Raw genomic sequence first — 19,226 nt, forward strand, 5'->3', positions numbered from 1 at the left:
CGCCGCTTCGCAGTACCTTGGGCGCCAACCCCGGCGGCCCATGGAAACCCCTTCGACTCCCATCTCACGCGACATCGAATCGGTGCTGCGCGGCCACCCGTACCAGGCGATCCTGCGCCTGGCGTGGCCGGCCACCGTGTCGATGATCCTGCATACGTTGTTTGCGGTGGTCGACCTGATCTGGGTGGGTCGTCTCGGCGCCGCGCCGATTGCCGCGGTGATCTCCGCCACCTTCGTGCTCTGGATCATGTACTCGCTGGTGAGCGTGCTCTCCACCGGCGTGGTGGCGATGGTCTCGCGGTTTCTCGGGGCGGGGGACTATGACCGCGCCCGCGATGTCGCCGGCGAGACCTGGCGGTTCGGGCTGATGTTCGCCGCGTTCATCGCCCTGCCGGGGTTCTTCTTCCGCCGTCCGATCATCGATGTCATGCATCTGGAGCCGCTGGTCGCCGAGACTGCCTCCACCTATCTGGGCATCTACTTTCTGACCGCCTTTTTCATCGTGCTGTCCGAGTGGGCGGCGGCGCTGTTCCGCGCCTCGGGCAACACACGGACCCCGCTGGTGGTCTTCGCCGTCGGGCTCGGTTTCAACATGGTGCTCGATCCGTTGTTCATCTTCGGCATCGGGCCCTTCCCGCGGATGGAAACCGCGGGGGCGGCGGTGGCGACGGCGATCTCCTATGGCATCTCGACTTCGCTCATACTCTGGCTGGCGCGCGGACGCCGTTTGCCATTCCCGGTCGATTTCGGTCTCCTTGGACGGATGGACTGGGCGCGCATCGGCCGTCTGGTGATGATTGGCCTGCCGATCTCGATCTCAGGCATTGTCTTTTCCATTGTCTACCTTTTCATCAACCGGATCACCGCCTCGTTCGGCACCGAAATTGTCGCCACGCTCGGCATCGGCAACCGGATCGAGTCGATCAACTACCTGGTCGCCTCCGGCTTTGCGCTGGCGACCGCGACGCTCGTCGGACAGAACCTCGGGGCCCGCAATCCCGAGCGCGCCGCCGCGATGACCCACAAGACCATCCAACTGGTCTCCGCCTTCATCGGACTCACGTCGATTCTCTTTCTGATCTTCCCCGAAGTCATCGTGCGGGTGTTCACCGACGATCCGGCGGTGATCCACGCGGGACGGAACTACGTCCGCATCCTGGCGCTCTCGCAGATTTTCATGGGCTGGGAAATTGTGCTCGAGGGCGCGTTTTCGGGAGCCGGACACACCCTGCCGCCGATGATCGTCGCCATCCCCGGCGCGGTGGCGCGTGTGCCGCTCGCCTGGCTTTTGGCGCAGCACTGGCAGATGGGCCCCGACGGCATCTGGTGGACCATCTCGATCACCACCGTCGGCAAGGCGGTCGTCCTCTACATTTGGTTTGCCCGCGGCACTTGGAAACACAAGACCGTTCACTAAGCGGCATGGTGTCGTCCGCGGGCATCCGCTATCTTCATGCCATGTCGGCGCCGGGACGGACAGGATGGGTGTTTTCGCCGCGCTTTCTGGCGCACAACGCCGATCAGGCGCACCCGGAATGCCCGGAGCGGCTAACCGCCATTAACGAGCGGCTCGGCGAGACGGGACTTTTGGAGCAACTGTGCCCGCTTGAATTCGGCCCGGCGGACAATGCCGAAATCCTGCGGGTGCACACCCGGCGCTATCTGGCCGATCTCGACAAATCCGAAGGCAGGCAACTCGACCCGGACACATTTTGCGGCAAGGACACGCCGGCGATCGCGCGTCTGGCGGCCGGCGGCGCACTCGCCGCCACCCGCGCCGTCAGGCGCGGTGAATTGGCCAACGCCTTCTGCGCGGTGCGCCCGCCGGGCCACCACGCCCCCGCCGACCGGGCCATGGGATTCTGTTTTCTGAACAATGTGGCGATCGCCGCCGCCGATGTGGTCGCCGCCGACCCGGAGGCGCGTGTGCTCATTCTGGACTGGGATGTGCACCACGGCAACGGCACCCAGTCGATCTTCTATGAACGCCCCGATGTCGTCTATGCCTCGATCCATCAGTATCCGTTCTACCCCGGCACCGGCGCGGCGCACGAGATCGGGCGCGGCCCGGGCAAGGGATACACGATCAACAAGCCGCTCGGGATCGGATCGGGCGATGACGCCTTCCTGGACGCGGTGCGGGAGATTCTTGATGAAGCCGGGCGACTGATCCATCCCGACCTGATCCTGATTTCCGCCGGCTTCGACGCCCATGCCGACGATCCGCTGGCCAACCTGAGGGTCACAACCGACGGATTCACCGAGGCGACACGGCGGGTGTGCGCGTTTGCGCAGACACATTGCGGCGGACGGATCGTCTCGGTGCTCGAGGGCGGGTACAATCTGCGGGCGTTGGCCGACGCGGTGTCGGCGCATGTCGCGGCGCTGCTCGAAGCGGGGAGGAACGACCGGTGAGCCAGGAACCATCACGCGAATTGTCGGATGCCACCATCTGCGCGCACGGGGCCCGCGCCCATGACCATGGCGCGCTGGCGCTGCCCATCCATCTGTCCTCCACGTACCGTTTCGCCAACACCGCCGAGGCGGCGGCGCTGGCGCGCGGGGAAGTGAAGCGCTATATCTACACCCGCTACGAAAACCCGACCATCGACGAGGTGGAGGACAAGCTGGCCGCCCTCGAGCGCGGCGCCCGCGCCTTCCTCTTTGCCTCCGGCACCGCCGCAACCGCGACCTGGTGCTACGCGTTTCTTCGCCCCGGCGACCGCCTGGTCGCCTCCACCGAACTCTATGGCGGCACCGCGCACTTTTTCGACTCCTATCTGGCGGCGCAGGGAGTGCGGGTCGAGAAGGTCGACTTCCATGATCTCGACGCGCTCGACCGGACGCTGGCCGGCGCGCGTGCCTGCTGGTTTGAGACACCCAATAATCCCACCGTGCGCGTGCTCGATGGACCGGCCATCGCGCGGCTGTGCCAGAAGCACGCTGTCCTCTCGGCCATCGACAACACGTTTGCCACGCCGATCCTGCAAAAGCCGCTCACCTGGGGCATCGATTGGGTGATGCATTCGGCCACCAAGTACCTGGGCGGGCACACCGACTTGATCGGCGGCGCGCTGGTGGCCGGTCCATCGGCCGATGCCGCGCGTGTCTATGAGGCGCGCAAGTCGCTTGGCGGGGTGATGGATCCGCATGCCGCCTTTCTGGTCAATCGTGGTTTGATGACGCTGGCGTTGCGGGTTGAGAGACAGTCGGCCACCGCATCGGAATTGGCCCGCTGGGCCGTTGGACAGAAACGCATCGCGCGGGTGCATTATCCCGGTCTGCCGGAGCACCCCGGCCATGCGGCGGCGACGCGTCAGATGCGCGCCTACGGGGCGGTGATCGCGCTGGATATTGAGGGCGGCTATGCGGCGGCGGCGCGATTTCTTGACCATCTGCGGCTGATCGTGCATGCCGCTTCGCTCGGCGGGCCGGAGTCACTGGTCTCGATGCCGATTCTGACCTCGCATGTCCATGCCACCCTGGCCGAACGCGCGCGCGTCGGTGTGACGGACGGAACCGTGCGTCTGTCGGTCGGGCTCGAAGCCGCTTTTGATCTCAAAGCCGATTTGTCGCAGGCCTTGGCGGCCATCTGAATGGGAAGCCGGGGGGCACAATGGCCACGATCCAGACATCCTCGCGACATCGCGGCCTGATTCTCGCGGCTCTGGTCGCGCTCCGGTTCTTGCCGGCGGCGGCGCAGGAGGGGCGCGAACCGCTCATCCTCGAGCACGCCGACTCGACCGAAGTCTATCGCGCCGGCGACCAGACCGAGTACCGGTTGTTCGGCGATGTGCGCTTCTCGCAAGGGGAGACCCGCCTGCGCGGTGACCGCGCCATCTGGAAGCAGGAGGCGGGCATCATCCAGCTGGATGGCCGCGTGCTGGTGCAGCAACCGCAACGCTGGGTGGAAGCGCAGAGCATGACCTATGAACGCGCCGGCCGCACAGTGCTGGCGCTGGGCGACGTTCATCTGGAGGATACCACGCAGAGTTTCCTGCTCTGGTCGCAACGGGCCCGCTACGACCGGGCCGGCGATCTGGCGGTGGCCGATTCGTTGCCGGTGGTCATCTGGGATTTTCTCCTCGACTCGCTTGCGCAGACCCGGGTCACCGCCGACACGATCATCTACAATCGTCCCGCCGGACGCGGCGATGGCCTCGGTCATGTGCGGGTGGTCAAGGGCGACTGGATCGCCACCGGCCAAGCCGGCACCATCTATCCCGATTCCAATCGCGCCGTGATGTCGGGCGCGCCCTCGGCCCGCGGCATCGGCGGCACGATCAAGGGCGACACGCTGGTGATGGAGTTTTCCGGACGCGGGGTGCGTCAGGTGCGCGCCATCGGCAACGCGTCGGGCACCTACCGCGACACCTCACTGGGCGGCGGCGGCACCAATCTCATCCGCGGCCGTGCCGCCGACTTCTTCGTCGAAGACGACACCCTGCGCGCCATCCGGGTGGTCGGGCAGGCCTACACCGATTACCAGCCCGCGGACAGCACCGAGGGCAGCAACCATGCCTCCGGCGACTCGCTCTGGCTGTACTTCGAACAGGGGCAGATCGCCACCGTCGTCATCTCCGGCGGAGCGCAGGGACAGTACCTGGCGCCGAAGGCCGAAGGCGCTTCCGACACCGTCAACTACAAGGCCGCCACGATTGTCTTCGTCCCCGATTCCAGCCGTGTCGACCTGGAAGCCGACGGGCAGTTGAAGTACGGTTCGATCGTGCTGGACGCCGGGCGCATCTCCTATTGGACCAACCGGCGCAACCTGCTGGCGCGGGGCATCCGCGAGTCCGACACGGCCGCCTGGCGGCAGCGTCCGGTGCTGACCGACGGGCAGCAGACGATCAACGGCGACGTGCTGACTTACAATATCGACTCGCGGCGCGGCCGCATCCGCCAGTCCAAGACCGAGTTCGAAGGCGCCTACTACCGGGGCGGCGATTTTCGCAAGTACACCGACAGCATCTATTTCGTCACCGATGGCATCTATACCACCTGCGAACTGGAGCGGCCGCACTTCCGCTTCGAAAGCCGCGACATGGAGATCATCCGCAACGACAAGGTGATCGCCCGTCCGGTGAAACTAAAGATCGGCGAGCTGCCAGTGGCGATGCTGCCCTACTACATCTTCCCGATCCGTCGCGGCCGCCATTCCGGCTTCCTCCCGCTGCGATTTGGCAATTTCCAGCAGGGGGAACGATTCATCGGCAACGCCGGCTACTACTGGGCCGCGTCGGACTATTGGGACGTGGAGGGGGCGCTCGACTACAACGAGGATTCGGGCGTGCTTTTGCGCGGCACGCTCAACTATGCCTGGCGGTACCGCTTCAGCGGCACCGTGTCGGGTTCCTACACGCGGCAATCGCAGGCGACGACCGTCGGCACCAGCAAGTCCACCCGCTGGAGTCTGCGCGGCTCGCATCAGCAGACGTTGTCGCCGTCGGCGTCGCTGTCCGGCAGCATGGACTTTGTCTCCGATGCGTCGTTCTACCAGAACTACAGTTTCGATCCGACCGACCGCCGTCAGCGCACCCTGCGATCGCAGTTGAACTTCAACAAGCGCTGGAAAGGCGCGTCGCTGACCGCCTACATCGAGAACACCGAAAACCTCGACACCGAGTCGCTGACCCGCCGTCTGCCGCAACTGGACTTCCAGATGTTTCAGCGGCGGCTGTTGGCTCCCGATTCGGGCCAGGATGCGCGCTGGTACCACAACGGGTATGTCAGCTACTCCTCGCGCCTGTCGCACTACACCACGCGCACGCTCAAATCGGGCGACACCACCGGAGCCACCAACGAGAAGCGCTACGCGGTGGCCGATCATTCCGCGTCATTCAGCTTCCCGCAGAAGCTGCTGCGCTACATCAGCGTCTCCCCCAACGCGTCGTTGCAGGAGACCTGGTACTACATCTTCGACACGCCGCTGGCGCATGAGTCCGGCGTAGCGACCGAAACCGGCGCGCGGCGACTGTCCGGCTCGGCCGGGATCTCGGCCGGCACCAATCTCTATGGGTTTCTCAACCCGCGGCTGTGGGGACTTAACGCCATCCGCCACACCATGAGCCCGCGGGTCAGTTACTCCTTCACGCCCGCCATCACGCGCAGCGATGAGTATCGCGCCTTCACCGGCAACGGCGGCGGCTCCAGCCGGCGCGCGCAGTTGGTCAGTCTGTCGGTGTCCAACACGCTGGACGCGAAACTGCATGAGGGAGAGGCCGAAAAGAAGATTACCCTGCTCAACTTCGGCCTCGGCGCCAGCTACAATATCGAGGCCGACGCGCGCAAATGGAGCAGTTTCTCCGGCAACGCCCGCACCAACATCAACAAACTGGACCTGGCGGTCGACGCGGTCTGGGACCTGTACAACCAGCAGACTCTCGATCTGCAGTGGACCAATCCCACGCTCACCAGTTTCGGCGTCTCGGCGGGCACCAGTCTGCGCGGCGGGGTCTCGCCGTTTACCAGCGTGACCGCCATCGGCGAACAGTTTGACCGCCAGGACACGACCGCCGCGGTCGAGAAGATCCCGTTCAATGTCTCGTTGTCCTACCGCTACTCCGAGTCGCGCAGTCTCAATTCGGTGTTCAAGGACCACTGGACCGGGTGGCGGGTCGATATCCAGCCGACCAGGAACTGGACGGTGAATTACCAGCAGACCTACAACTGGGCGCGTCACGCGGTCACCGATCAGCGGTTCGAACTGACGCGCGATCTGCACTGCTGGGAGATGCGATTTCTGTGGGTGCCGAGCGGCTCCGGCGCCGGCTACTACTTCCGCATCAACGTCAAGTCGCTGCCCGACATCCAACTGGAGCGCTCGGAGAGCGGCGTGCTCGGCGCTTTCGGCCGCCGCTTCTGAGCCGCTTTTCCCATTGACAGATTCCCCCGACAGGGGTTGCTTAATCGCTGGTTTCAGGGGAGGACCGGCAGTCAAACCTGTCGGTCTTGGGGAAAGGGACGCCCGCCATGCGGCTGTTCGCCGCGCTGAATTATCAGCGCAGGAATGAAATCCTTGGATTTCTGCTGATCGTATTGTGCCTGTTTGTCTGGCTGTCGCTGTTTACGCATCAGCCGGAGGACGACACTTGGATACGCGCCGGCTCCGATGAGGAGTGGGTGGATGGCTACCATCCGTACAACCTCGCCGGGACCGTCGGCGCGTTGATCGCCTATGGCCTCTACGAGTGGTTCGGCTTTTCCGCTTACCTGCTCATCCTGCTGGTTGGCGCTGTCGGGCTGCAGCGTTTTCTCTCGGCGCGGCCGATGGCCCCGGTGCTCTATTCGGCCGGGGTGCTGGCTTGGGTCTTTGTGCTGGGGGTCATCGTCGACCTTCCGGCGGCGGGACGTCAGGATGCCTGGGTCGAAGGCGGACGTACCCTCTCCGGCTGGCTGGGACGAATCTGCGCCGGCGGCACCGCCAATTTGCTGGGTGTGGTCGGCGGCGGGTTGATCCTCGGCTCGGCGCTTCTGGGTTCGATCCTGCTCATTCTGCCCTGGGACAAGATCAAAGTGGCCCGTCCGGCTAAGAAGACGGCACGGACCGCGCGCAAAGCCGAACCCGCCACTTCCGGAAAGGAGAAGCAGCCGTCGATCCTGTCGCGCCGGTTCACCGCGCTGGCCACCGCCATTGCCGGCAAGTACCGCGGGTGGCGTCAAGCACGCTCGGAGCGCAAGCAGGCCGAAGCCGAACTGGTTGAGCAGCGCACTTCCGTAAAGCGTGGCAAATCCACGCCTGCCGAAGCCGCCTCCGATATCGCGCTGCCCGATTGGGCGGCCTATGAGCCGGACAAACCGGCCGGCGCGCCATCGCCAGTGGAGCAGGCCGAAGCGATCGTTGCCGACCGTACCGCCCATGTCGATGAGACCGCCACTCCCCGTCCCCGGCGGGTGATGAAGATGGTCCGTCAGGCGGAGGGGACCGACTACCAGTTTCCGACTCTGGACTTGCTCGAGGAACCGCCGGCCAGACGTCGCCGCCATGATGGCCAATCCAACGGCGCCGAGTTGCTCGCCAAGGCGCTGGCGACCTTTGATGTCGGGATTGACGGCCCGATCGAAACCTATCCCGGTCCGGTCATCACGCGGTATGAGTTCCGACCGGCGCCCGGCGTAAAGGTCAATCAGGTTGTGGGATTGGCCGATGACTTGGCGCTGGCCCTGTCGGCGTCTCGCGTACGCATCGTCGCACCGGTCCCCGGCAAAGCGGCCGTCGGTGTCGAGGTGCCGAATCGCGACCCGGAAGTGGTGCCGTTGTCCGAGATTCTGGGCAGCGAAGATTTCGCCAACTCCGATGCCCTCCTGCCGCTGGCATTGGGGCAGACCATTGATGGACAGCCGTTTGTTGCCGATTTGGCGGCGATGCCTCACCTGCTGATTGCCGGCGCCACCGGATCCGGGAAGAGCGTTTGCATCAATGTCATCATCACCTCGCTGCTTTTCCGCCATCACCCCAACGATGTTCGGCTGCTGTTTGTCGATCCCAAACGGCTGGAGCTGTCGGTCTATGCCGGCATCCCGCACATGGAACGTCCGGTGGTGACCCACCCGCGCGGAGCGGAGCGGCTCTTGGCCGATGCGGCCCGCGAGATGGATGAGCGCTATAAGACGTTGGCGGGTATGGGAGTACGGAACATCAACGATTACAATAAGAAGGCGCCCGCCGGCCAGAAGCTGCCGTACATCGTCATCGTCGTCGATGAACTGGCCGACCTGATGATGAGTCAGTCGGCCGCACGGATCGAACTGCTGATCACGCGCCTGGCGCAGATGGCGCGCGCGGTCGGCATCCACCTGATCCTGGCGACTCAGCGTCCTTCGGTCGACGTTATCACCGGCCTGATTAAGGCCAACTTCTCATGCCGGATCGCCTTCCAGGTTGCGAGCAAGATCGACTCGCGCACCATCCTCGACGTCAACGGCGCCGACAAACTGCTGGGACGGGGCGACATGCTCTACCTCTCGCCGGGAGTGGCCGAGCCGGTCCGTGTCCATGGCGCCTACATCTCCAACTCCGAGACTTCGGCCATCGTTGAGTTCCTCCGCGCCCAGAATGTGTCTCCCGAAGCCCTTCCGACTTTCTCCGGCACGGTCGAAGTCGACGCCGGCGGCGATTCGGAAGGGGACGAGAGCGATCCGGATGGCTCCAGCGACAAGCTGTTCCAGGAGGCCGCCGAGGTCGTTATCCGCCACAAGCAAGGTTCTGTTTCTCTGCTCCAGCGTCGGCTGGGAATTGGCTACCAACGGGCCGCCCGGCTGATCGACAAACTCGAGGAATCGGGCATTGTCGGGGCCTATGACGGCAGCAAGGCCCGCGAGGTCCTCTGGTCGATGCAGGATTATGAGGACCGCTTCGCCAAATCTCAAAATTAATCCATTGTAATTCAACGAGTTAGTCGTCAAGGTGGGTTCCGGGGCGCTTTTCCGGGACCCAAATTGGGCTTAGGTGTATTATATTCGTCCAATCCGAGCAACCTACCTTTGCGGGTATCCAATGTCATGATGAAGCTACGTCTGAACCATATGTTAATCTATGTCCGCCCGATTCTGGCCGGGGTGGCGGCCTGTCTGGTCCTGTCCGGGTCGCCGGATTCGGCCATTTCCTGTCCAGCCGATTCGGTCCTGAACCTGTTCGAGTCCAGTCTGCCGCAGGACCAGGTCACCAAGGTGAAGTACCGCAAGGAATCCCGGTCGCTGGTCTTCGGGGAGCGTCCCGCCGAGGAAGGTACCCTGTGGCTGGGTCCGCCGAAACGATATCGGATCGAGGCCGGCAAGCAGGTGATCGTGCGCGGGGATGACACGCTTTGGACCTACACCCCTGAAAGCGGCCAAGTCACGTTGCGGGTGGGTGGACTGGATTCGCTCGAGTTCGGCCCGGCCGGTTTCTTTGGGTCGCTGCGTCATGACTTCCTGCCGACCGACTGTGCCGTGGACACCGTCGACGGCAACCCCTGGCTGCGGGTGCGTCTGACCGCCAAGACCGAGACCGCCCCGATCCAGCGTCTGGCGCTTTGGATCGACCCGGCCACACACCGGGTCCAGATCGCCGAGTACGTCGACTACAATGAGGAGAGCTCTCGCCTGACTTTCTCCAAGTTCGAGTCCGAGAAGACCGGCGGAGCCGATCGCTTTGTCTTCGTCTATCCCAGGAATGTCGAACGCATCGTCCTGCCCGCAGTCAAAAGCGGCCAGGCCCATGATGAGGCTAACTGACCTGAAGCCGCTACCGCGCCATGACATCACGTCCACCGCGACGCCATCCGGCCCGCGGGGGAAGGTCTATTTGCGCACGCTCGGTTGCCCGAAGAATGAAGCCGATGGCTCGGCGCTGGTCCGTCATCTTGAAGCGGCCGGTTGGGAAGTGGTCGACGACCCGGCGCATGCCGATGCCGAGATCGTCAATACCTGCGGCTTTATCGAGCAGACCAAAGTCGAGTCGCTTGACGCGATCTTCGAGGCGGTCGAGCGCAAAAACGGCGGCCCGCGCCGACTGATCGTCACCGGCTGCCTGGCCCAGCGTTATCCGCAGCAATTGGCCGGGCAGATCGAAGGTCTCGATGCGATCGTCGGCTTCAACCGGCCGGAGCTGGTTGAACAGGCGTTGCGCGCCCCGCGCGCCAACGGCGCCCCCGCCTGCTGGGTGGAAAAGCCCGATGCGGTCTACCGCGAGCACACCACTCACTGGACCTTTGATGCCCGTCACCCCGCGCCGCTGTCGGCCTACGTGAAGGTCGGCGACGGCTGCGACAACGCCTGCCGCTTCTGTGCCATTCCGCTCATCCGCGGACGGCTCCGGTCGCGCTCACCGGAGGCCATTGTCGCCGAGGTCAGCGCGCTGGTCGAACATGGCAGCCGTGAGATCATCCTGGTCTCGCAGGACACGACGTCGTGGGGGTTGGATCTTCCCGATCATCCGGGACTGGACACGCTCTTGGAGCGTCTCAACGACATCCCCGGGGATTTCTGGATCCGGGTGATGTACGCGCACCCCGCCTTCCTGCGCGAGGAGCACATCGCCGCGATCGGCGCCTGCGAGAAGGTTGTGCCGTATCTGGACATGCCGCTGCAGCACATCTCCGACCGGATGCTGCGCATCATGAACCGTCACACGACGCGACAAGAGACCCAGGCGAAGATCGATGCGCTGCGTCGCGTCCGGCCGGGCATCACCCTGCGCACCACCTTCATCATCGGGCATCCCGGCGAGACGACCTCCGATTTCGAAGAACTGCTGGCTTTTGCGGCCGACAACGCCTTCGAGCGCATGGGCGGCTTCACTTACTCGGCGGAAGAGGGCACGCCCGCGGCGCGATTCCGCGGTCGGGTCCGCGCCGCCGTCGCGCGCGAACGTCTGGAACGACTAAATGACGCCTATGATCGCTGGTCATCCGCGCAATCGGTCGACCGCATCGGCAGCCGTATTCGCTGTCTGATCGAACGGCGGCTCGACGATGGTTCCTGGGAGGGGCGCGGCCCATTCGATGCGCCCGACATCGACGGCCGCGTGATCCTGCCGGCCACCGACCGGATCACCCCCGGATTCCACCCGGTGTTGATCCGCCGGGCCGACGGCGTCGATCTGCACGCGGTCAGCGCGGAGAAACCGGCGCCCCTGGTTCTGGAGAAAACGCCATGAAGACACACAGCCCGATTACCAGCAAGCGCGGCATTCTGGTGGGACGTCCCCTGGCGATGACCATGCTGTTTGCCTGGCTTTTGTCGCTGGTGGGATTCATCCACCTGTTGCGCCAGAATCAACAGTTGGCGCACCTGGTGAAGACCCAGCAGGATGAGATGATGCAGCAGCGCGAGCAGATCGTCTCGTTGCAGCAGCGGCTGCGGATTCTTGAAGCGGTCGAGGATATGCAGAGCAATCTCAGCCCCGACGAGGAAGTGCACCTGGCGCACAACGTCTACCATTACAGCGAGCGCCATGGCCTCGATCCGCTCCTGGTGTTGGCGCTCATCCGCGTCGAGTCTGGTTTTTCGCCCGCGGCGGTCTCACCGGTGGGGGCATTGGGCCTGATGCAGGTGATGCCGTCGACGGCGCGCTTCATTGCCGACTCGCGCGGCTGGGGCTGGCCCGGCGAGAAACGTCTGTTTGATCCGGTCTACAATCTGCGGCTGGCCACCACCTACCTCTCCGAGCTGATTTCCAAGTTTGGCAGTGTCGAACAGGCACTGATTGCATACAATTGGGGAGAGGGGGCGGTGCTCGAAATGATGGAGACCGGACAGCCCCTGCCGCGCGGCTTCGCCCAGCGCGTGTTGTCCACCTATGACCGGCTGCAGCGCCGCTATGGGTCCTCGAAACCGGATTAGCCCGCCTCCACCAATCGCCATTCGCAGTCTCGTATTCATGTGCTGGCTTGCGGCCGGCGCCGTGACCGTGTCGGCCGACACGCTGTCGGTGGCCGACACGTTGCCGCCGACCCACCGCGCGTTTGTCGACAGCAGTCTGCGCGACTTGGCGCGTCGGGCGGTGGCCGAATTCACCCCGTACCGCTCGCGCCCGCTGACGATTGTGCCCGACACCGCGGGCGACAGCGCCGGCGTTTTTGGGCAGGCGCTGGCCGCGACCCTGTCCCGGCGCGGACTGCTCATTCGCGACAACGGCGCCGCCGTTGACAGCGCCGATCTCTGGCTTTTGCACTACACCGTGGCTCCGCGGCAGCTCTCGCTCACCGAACCGCACCGCCGCAGTTTCCTTGGACGGATCTGGGTCAAGCGCACGCTCCAGGCCGGCGCCGAACTGCGGGTGCACGATCTGTCGGATTCGACCGAGGTCTGGTCGGGGCGTGTCGACACAAGCTACACCGACTGGGTGGCCAAGCGCGACTTGAAACGTCTGGCCGATGCCGAGTATGCGCCGCGCGCGCCCTCGACGGGCTGGGAGAAGGCCCAGTGGCCATTGGTGGCCGGCGGCGCGGCCGCGGTGATCGGGGTGCTTGTGCTGGCGCTGCGCTGAGGGATCGCGATTGACTCGCTCCGTCGCATGTGCGTTAATGCCCGCGCCCACGAGGGACTATGCCTGACCGCCGACCGATCAATCCGTGTTCGCCCTGGTTGTTAACGCTGGGCGTGTGCCTGGCCGCGTTGGTGATCGGCTCCTGCGGGGGCAGCGCGCCGCCGTCGGTGAGCACCGAATCGGCCGCCGACATGTTCTCCCGCGCCAAGGCGCACTACGAGAAAGGCGACTGGATGAAGGCAAAAGTCGCCTTCGAGTCACTGATCTACAGTTACCCGGGCGCGGCGATTGTCGATTCGGCGCAGTTCCTGCTGGCCATGTGCAGTTACAACACCAAGGACTACATCATTGCCGCCGATGAGTTCCGCCGGCTGCGCGCGCGTTATCCCAACAGCCCGCTGGTCGACGACGGCGACCTGTTGCGTTGCCGCGCGCTGCTGAATATCGCCCCCAAAAACGCCGGGCTGGATCAGGAGAAGACGCTGGAGGCGATCACCGAGATCCGTCTGTACAAGGACCGTCATCCGCTCTCGCCCCATATCGCCACCGCCGATTCACTGCTGCGCGAGGCCTCCGGACGGCTCTCCAAGCGCGACTTCCGCACCGCGACGCTCTACCACCGTCTCGGCCGTTACCAGGCGGCGCGGATCTATTGTCAGCAGGTGATCGACAACTACACCGATTCGCCCTATGTGCCCGACTGTCTCTTCCAGATGGCCGAGGGCTACCGCAAGCAGGACTCGACCGACCGGGCGCTGGAGTATTACGAGAAGTTGCTCTACCTGTATCCCGATGCGGAAAACGCCGCGAAGGCGAAGAAGCGCATCGCGGATCTGGCGCAATCGCGCGACACCGCGCGCGTGCCGGAATGACCGCCGGCGCGATTCGGTCGCGATGACGCAGACCTTCGTCATTCTGGGCGGCAGTTTCGATCCCTTCCACAACGGGCATTGGCACATGGCCGAGACCGCGCAGGCGCAGTTGGCGGCCGACGTCGTGCTGTTTGTGCCCACGGCGCAGTCGCCGTTCAAGCCGCGCGGGCCGCAGGCCTCCTTCGCCGACCGCGTCGCGATGATCCAGGCCGCCATTGCCGGACAACCCGGCTGGCGCGTGTCGGATCTCGAAGGACGGCGCGGCGGCGTGTCGTACACCATCGACACCCTGCGCGCGCTGCGCGCTGAATTCCCCGACGCGGCATTTCACCTCGTGGTCGGCGCCGATGCCCTCGCCGACTTTCATCGTTGGAAAGACTACGAAGAGATTCTCACCATGGCCGAACTGGCGGTCATCGAGCGTCCCGGACGGCCGGCGGTGGCGCCTCGCGTGGCCGCGCGGCAACTGACGATGGCGCCGATGAATGTTTCCTCGACCGACATCAGACAGCGTGTCCGTCGCGGCGAGGCGATCGACGATCTGGTGCCGGCGGCGGTGGCGCGTTACATCGCCGAGCACCGGCTGTATCGCGCCTGAGCGATTCCCGGCAAGCCGCTTGATTTGCGCTTCCGCGCCGGTATATACTCGGCACGAGGCGCCCGATGCCATCGCGCAACGTCATCATCCTCCAGCTCCGCAATCCCGTCGGCAAGTCCGAGCCGCTGCCGGTGTTGCGTGTCTATGATGACATCCACATGCTGCGGCTCAAGCGAGCCCTCTTCGAAGACACGTTGCATCAGGCGGCGCAGGTGGAGAACGCCGACATCAAGGTGGCAGTGGCTCCGCCCGCGCGCAGCGTCTGGGGAAAGGAGGCGGTCGCCAGTCTCGCGCGGCGCTACGGCGAGCGGCGCGCCTTCCAGACGCTCGCGGAGCGCTGCGAGATGATCGGGCAGGGGGTTGCGCCGATCGCCGCGCGCACGGCCGACAATCTGCGCGCCGCGATCAAGGCCGGTTACAAACACATCCTGCTGATGAGCGGCTACCTGCCGACCATCCGCACCGAGCAGATCGCCGACGCGCTCAAATACCTCGCCGAGCATCCGATCATCCTCGGACCGACCATCGAGGGCGGCTGTTACCTTGTGGGTCTGCGTTCTGATTGCCCCGAGGCGGCGCCGCTGGTCTCGGTCGGCAGCGACACGTCATACAAGGATTCGACCGAAGCGCTGGCCGCCGCCGGGCTCGCGTGGCAGGAGATCGATCTCTGCTACGACATCAGCCATCAGGAAGACCTCGAGTTCATCGTGCGCGAGATCAACCATGCGCGATTCACCGGCGACGAGGAAATCGGCCTGTGCACCGAAGCGGTCATCTCCGAGTTCATGAACGAACCGGAGCGCAAGGCCGCCGCCAACCACCGCAAGAAATCCGGCCGCTGACACGGGAGGAAGGGGCAACGCCCCTGCGCCATCATGCCGACCTACTGGGAAGACCTCAACTGGGCCGAGTTCCGCGAACGCGTCCCCGCCGAGTTTCGTACCGCGATCATTCCGATCGGCACGGTCGAAGCGCACGGCGTTGGCCCGCTGGGCACCGACAACATGATCCCCATCGATCTGGTCGCCCAGATCGCCGATGATCTCAAGGCGCTGGTCTGTCCGCCCATCCACTACGGCCAGGTGCGCGGACTGGCCGGCTATCCCGGCGCCATCGCCGTGGAGGAACGCACCCTCAGCGACTATTGCGCCCAAGTCTTCCGCGCGATCGCCTCCTGGGGGATGGACACCATCGTGGTGATCAATGGCCATGGCGGCAACACGAACACGCTGAAGAACGCCGCGTGGGAGGCGCACGCGGCCACCGGCGTCAAGATCCTCGTGGTCGACTGGTGGTTTTTGGCCTACTCCGTGTGCGAGGAGGTCTTCGGGCAGACCGGCGGACACGCGGGGACCGACGAAAACGCCTACACCATGGCGATCCGTCCCGACACCATCCACGCCGACTGGTACAAGGATGAGATGACCTTCACGTTTGAAAACGGCGTGACCGCCTACCCCATCCCCGGCCCGGTCATCACCTACAAGAAGGGCCAGGGCGCGCCGGTCTTCGACATGGAAAAGGCGCGCCGCTACCGCGAAGGCGCCATCAAGAAGGTCCGCGACTATTGCCAGATGGTCCTGGCCAAGTGGGATGTGCTGGGACTGTAGTCTCCCTCCGCGGGCGTAACAAGGGGCTCTCAGCCCCTTGCTCCCCCGAAATGAAAGAGGGCGAGTCACCGACCCGCCCTCAACTGCGTCTGACAATCCACCTCAGATACGGTAGCCGAACGTCGCGAACACCCGGCGCGTCTTGTATTCGGTGTTGTAGGTGCCGGGATCGTCGTTGCGCAGTTCGTAGCCGCCGTGGACATAGGCAAGATCGAGCGTCATCACCCGGTCGATGAGGAATCCGACACCGGCGGTGAAATACTGCCGCTGTTTTTCGATGTACTTTTCGTCCACCGGCAGCGGATCGCGGAAGTAGCCGGCGCGCAGCGTCAGGCCGTTTTCAGGGAAGAGGTACTCGGCGCCGAGTTGGATGCTCAGCACGTCGGTGAGTTCATCCTGTATGAAACTCAATGCCGCGTTTTCGTCTGCGTCCACTTCGGGATCGCCTGTCGGATTATCAAAGCTGACATCTGTTTGAGTCCAGTCTGTGTACCGCATGTCTGCTGCGAGGTTTGCGCTCCCAAATGAACCCGCAAAACCGAATCCAAATACGAACGGCTTTGTGAACGTGTACGCTTGATAGTACCTCGTGACATCGTACCAGATGAAATTGGAACTAAGAGTATCGAGCTCGATCTCATCTAGACTATTCTCCTCGGCGTCAAGCAGAGTTGGTGTCTCGACAGTAAGGCCAGCTGAAATCGCGGGAGAGAGATTAAACGAAATGCCCCCTGTCGCGCTAATTCCTATGTACTCGATGTCAATGCTCTGGTTTTCACTTACTATGACGACCGGATCGTTCGCGTCTCTACTCTCCCAGTTGTACTCGTCCTTACCAGTCAGAAGGTGTAGCGAAGCGCCAAGTGAAACTCTCGGAGATATGTCGACTGCACCTCCCGCCGACCACTTCCACATTCCGCCAGTTTCGATTTCTCTGCCGCGGAACGCGGTATCCTCTCCTCCAATGGTGTCGACTTGAACTCCGAACGTACGATCGAAGGAGTTGACCCGGTGAAGTCCGAATGCAAAAACCAAAGACCCCCTGTACGTCGGCACAGGTACTGCAACAGACAAAGCATTCAATCTCGTCTTGGAAATATCTCGATCTTCGGTGTACTCCTCGCCGTTCACAGCCGATAGCCAAGTCTCATTCCCAAGCCTCAGGTGCGAAAGACCGGCTCTCAATTCAACTCGCTTTATGCTTGCGAGGTTTGCTGGATTGTAGATGAGCGCAGAGCCATCGTGCCCCAACGCAAGTCCTGTGTTTCCCATTCCCATGGACCGGGCATCTGACCCAAAGAAGTCAGACCACATAATCTCCTGTTGGAGGGGCTGGTCGCTAATGACTTGCCCGATGGAGGTGGAGGGCATTGCAGTGCCCAACATTATCATTACGCCGACAGTCAGTAACACCGTTCTCATACCGTTTACCGTCCTATTTCTCTGGATGACCTCGTTAGGGCTTCTTGCTGCCCCCACGCTTTGCCTTCCCGGCTTTTACAGTATCTTTGCTCTCGGTTGAAGTGGCTGTGGAATCGGTAGATCCGGACATCCTCACGCGAGTCTTCTCGGTCTGCGTGCCGCCCGCCCCCGTTGACCCACCATTATGTCCCTTGCCTCCGCCCGCGCCGCCCGGCACCGAGTAGCCGCCGCCGCCGCCCATGCCGCCGGTGTTGATCGCCGGCGCGCCGGTCACATACGGGGGAATGAGGCTGCCGCGGCGCTGGGCCTTTTCGCCTTCGGTGACAATCTCGCCCTCGCCGTCGCCGGCGTCATACCAATGACGGTCCCACCACCAGGGATACGCGTAGTAGTACCCCCAGCGCGGGTACTCGAAGTAGTAGTCGGGGTAATCCCCATAGAAGTAGCCGTAGGGGAACTCGGCGTAGTCGGAGTGGCACTCGATGCAATTCTGCCGGTAGTACTCCTGGGGGTGCACGCTGTCAAGCTGGCCCTGCGGACCCTCTTCCGATGTCACGGGATGTTTCAGAATGGTGTAACAGCCGACGATCAGGAAGGCCGCGGCCACCGCGGCCAGCGGCGCCCAGCGGACGCGCCAACGCGAGTATGTGGTCATCTGGTTGCTCATGTTCTACGCCTGCTCTCTGACAAACCGCTCTGCCGGTCCGAAGTTCCACTCATTCCTACACATGATAACGCGGGAATCTCCCCGCGACAGCGTCAATAAGACGCTCCCGACGCGATTCCTGCCATCCTATTGTCCGCAATCACGATGCGGGTCGGGGCACAAAAAGCACGACCGGGCACATGGCCCGGTCGTTAGGGAAGAACCCGAGGTCAGAAACGGCTAAAACGATTCCACGTAGATCAGCCGCAATTCGCGGCCAATGGTCGATGTGTGGCGGCGGTTGCTGGTCAGATCCTTCAAATTGAATTCCATCAGGATGCGGTCGAGCACTACCCAGCGCACTCCGGCGTTCAGGTATCCGTACCCGTCGCCCTGCGCCAACGGTTTCTTGTCGTCGTTGAGCGCCATGTCGTATTCGGCGACCAGCCCGAGGTTGTTCTCAAACCGGATGTCGGTCCCGAAGAAGAAATTGAGATCCTCGTCGTTGTCGTCGGTCTCGCGCGAGTAGTTCAGCCCGGCGTGCAGACTCGAGGTGAACCCTGCTCCCTGAAAACCCTTGGAGCCGACGGCGTAAAATCCGCGCGACTTGGTCTCAAAGCGATCCAGCGTGTCGATCCAGCGCCCGAATCCGATGTCCTCGTACCCGACCGCGATGCCCGGCAGGCTCATCGTCTCGGCGAGAATCTGAAACTTGGTGGTAAACTGCAGATGCGGGTTCCACCGCGGCGAATTGGCCGCGATGATGTCGGTGCCCCCGTATCCGATGCCCACCGTCCAGGCATTGGTCAAACCGATCTGCAGAATGCCCAGCATTCCCCCCTCGGGGAAGGCGCGCAATTCGGTGTCGAACGAGCCGCGCCGCAACGTGCCCGCAGTGGGGCAGTCGATCAGACGGCGCGGCGCCTGAAAGCCGTCGGTCCAAGACGATTCCACTGCATCACGTCGCGTCCGCCGCGAACTCTGCGCGTACAGGTCCTGCGCGGCCAGACACACCACGACCGCGCACACCAGCCCCACAAGGGGCCAACGATATTTTGGCATATTGCTCCCCCCTCGGATAACAACTCCCTGCCGAGTAAAAGATTCC

At 63.6% G+C, this 19,226-nt stretch carries 16 protein-coding genes; 13 read left to right on the plus strand and 3 right to left on the minus strand.

The features are described 5' to 3' along the window. Positions 1 to 40 precede the first annotated feature (40 nt). The 13 genes from VNN55_11880 (at position 41) to VNN55_11940 (ending at position 16,050) form a co-directional block, all read left to right on the plus strand. Complete coding sequence (locus VNN55_11880; GenBank protein HWO58254.1) at positions 41 to 1,417, plus strand: MATE family efflux transporter; 1,377 nt, start codon at positions 41 to 43, stop codon at positions 1,415 to 1,417. A 5-nt stretch (positions 1,418 to 1,422) separates the two neighbouring features. Then, positions 1,423 to 2,415, plus strand: coding sequence for a histone deacetylase (locus VNN55_11885; protein HWO58255.1), 993 nt, complete (start codon positions 1,423 to 1,425; stop codon positions 2,413 to 2,415). After that, the gene (locus tag VNN55_11890) at positions 2,412 to 3,596 is read left to right on the plus strand and encodes an aminotransferase class I/II-fold pyridoxal phosphate-dependent enzyme (GenBank protein HWO58256.1); all 1,185 of its coding nucleotides are present in this window, start codon (positions 2,412 to 2,414) and stop codon (positions 3,594 to 3,596) included. Before VNN55_11885 ends, VNN55_11890 begins: the two co-directional genes overlap by 4 nt. Positions 3,597 to 3,616: 20 nt before the next feature. Then, a complete protein-coding gene (gene lptD, locus VNN55_11895) occupies positions 3,617 to 6,865 on the plus strand; it encodes an LPS assembly protein LptD (protein ID HWO58257.1) in 3,249 nt (1,082 codons plus the stop codon). A gap of 107 nt (positions 6,866 to 6,972) precedes the next feature. Next, positions 6,973 to 9,375, plus strand: a complete 2,403-nt coding sequence (locus tag VNN55_11900) for a DNA translocase FtsK (protein HWO58258.1) — start codon at positions 6,973 to 6,975, stop codon at positions 9,373 to 9,375. Positions 9,376 to 9,501: 126 nt separating this feature from the next. Further along, complete coding sequence (locus VNN55_11905) at positions 9,502 to 10,215, plus strand: outer membrane lipoprotein carrier protein LolA (protein HWO58259.1); 714 nt, start codon at positions 9,502 to 9,504, stop codon at positions 10,213 to 10,215. Next, positions 10,199 to 11,638: a 30S ribosomal protein S12 methylthiotransferase RimO gene (rimO, locus tag VNN55_11910; protein HWO58260.1), complete on the plus strand. Its 1,440-nt coding sequence runs from the start codon at positions 10,199 to 10,201 to the stop codon at positions 11,636 to 11,638. The genes VNN55_11905 and rimO overlap by 17 nt, the downstream gene beginning before the upstream one ends. Continuing rightward, entirely contained in the window at positions 11,635 to 12,324 is a 690-nt protein-coding gene (locus tag VNN55_11915; GenBank protein HWO58261.1) for a lytic transglycosylase domain-containing protein, read from the plus strand. The genes rimO and VNN55_11915 overlap by 4 nt, the downstream gene beginning before the upstream one ends. A 37-nt stretch (positions 12,325 to 12,361) precedes the next feature. Then, positions 12,362 to 12,970 (plus strand): hypothetical protein, encoded by a 609-nt coding sequence (locus VNN55_11920; protein HWO58262.1) that lies wholly within the window; start codon positions 12,362 to 12,364, stop codon positions 12,968 to 12,970. Positions 12,971 to 13,029: 59 nt separating this feature from the next. Then, positions 13,030 to 13,842, plus strand: a complete 813-nt coding sequence (bamD, locus tag VNN55_11925; GenBank protein ID HWO58263.1) for an outer membrane protein assembly factor BamD — start codon at positions 13,030 to 13,032, stop codon at positions 13,840 to 13,842. Positions 13,843 to 13,864: 22 nt separating this feature from the next. Then, positions 13,865 to 14,440, plus strand: a complete 576-nt coding sequence (nadD, locus tag VNN55_11930; GenBank protein ID HWO58264.1) for a nicotinate (nicotinamide) nucleotide adenylyltransferase — start codon at positions 13,865 to 13,867, stop codon at positions 14,438 to 14,440. Between the two features lie 65 nt (positions 14,441 to 14,505). Beyond that, positions 14,506 to 15,282, plus strand: coding sequence for a DUF2064 domain-containing protein (locus VNN55_11935; GenBank protein ID HWO58265.1), 777 nt, complete (start codon positions 14,506 to 14,508; stop codon positions 15,280 to 15,282). 33 nt (positions 15,283 to 15,315) lie between these two features. Next, entirely contained in the window at positions 15,316 to 16,050 is a 735-nt protein-coding gene (locus tag VNN55_11940; protein ID HWO58266.1) for a creatininase family protein, read from the plus strand. 102 nt (positions 16,051 to 16,152) lie between these two features. Here VNN55_11940 and VNN55_11945 read toward each other — a convergent pair whose 3' ends face one another. From VNN55_11945 to VNN55_11955, 3 genes are all read right to left on the minus strand, one after another. Beyond that, complete coding sequence (locus VNN55_11945; protein HWO58267.1) at positions 16,153 to 17,472, minus strand: hypothetical protein; 1,320 nt, start codon at positions 17,470 to 17,472, stop codon at positions 16,153 to 16,155. 34 nt (positions 17,473 to 17,506) lie between these two features. After that, the gene (locus VNN55_11950; protein ID HWO58268.1) at positions 17,507 to 18,139 is read right to left on the minus strand and encodes a hypothetical protein; all 633 of its coding nucleotides are present in this window, start codon (positions 18,137 to 18,139) and stop codon (positions 17,507 to 17,509) included. Between the two features lie 219 nt (positions 18,140 to 18,358). Then, positions 18,359 to 19,072: a hypothetical protein gene (locus tag VNN55_11955; GenBank protein HWO58269.1), complete on the minus strand. Its 714-nt coding sequence runs from the start codon at positions 19,070 to 19,072 to the stop codon at positions 18,359 to 18,361. Positions 19,073 to 19,226 lie beyond the last annotated feature (154 nt).

The sequence above is a fragment of the bacterium genome (assembly GCA_035559435.1).
Lineage (GTDB): Bacteria > Zixibacteria > MSB-5A5 > WJJR01 > WJJR01 > JACQFV01.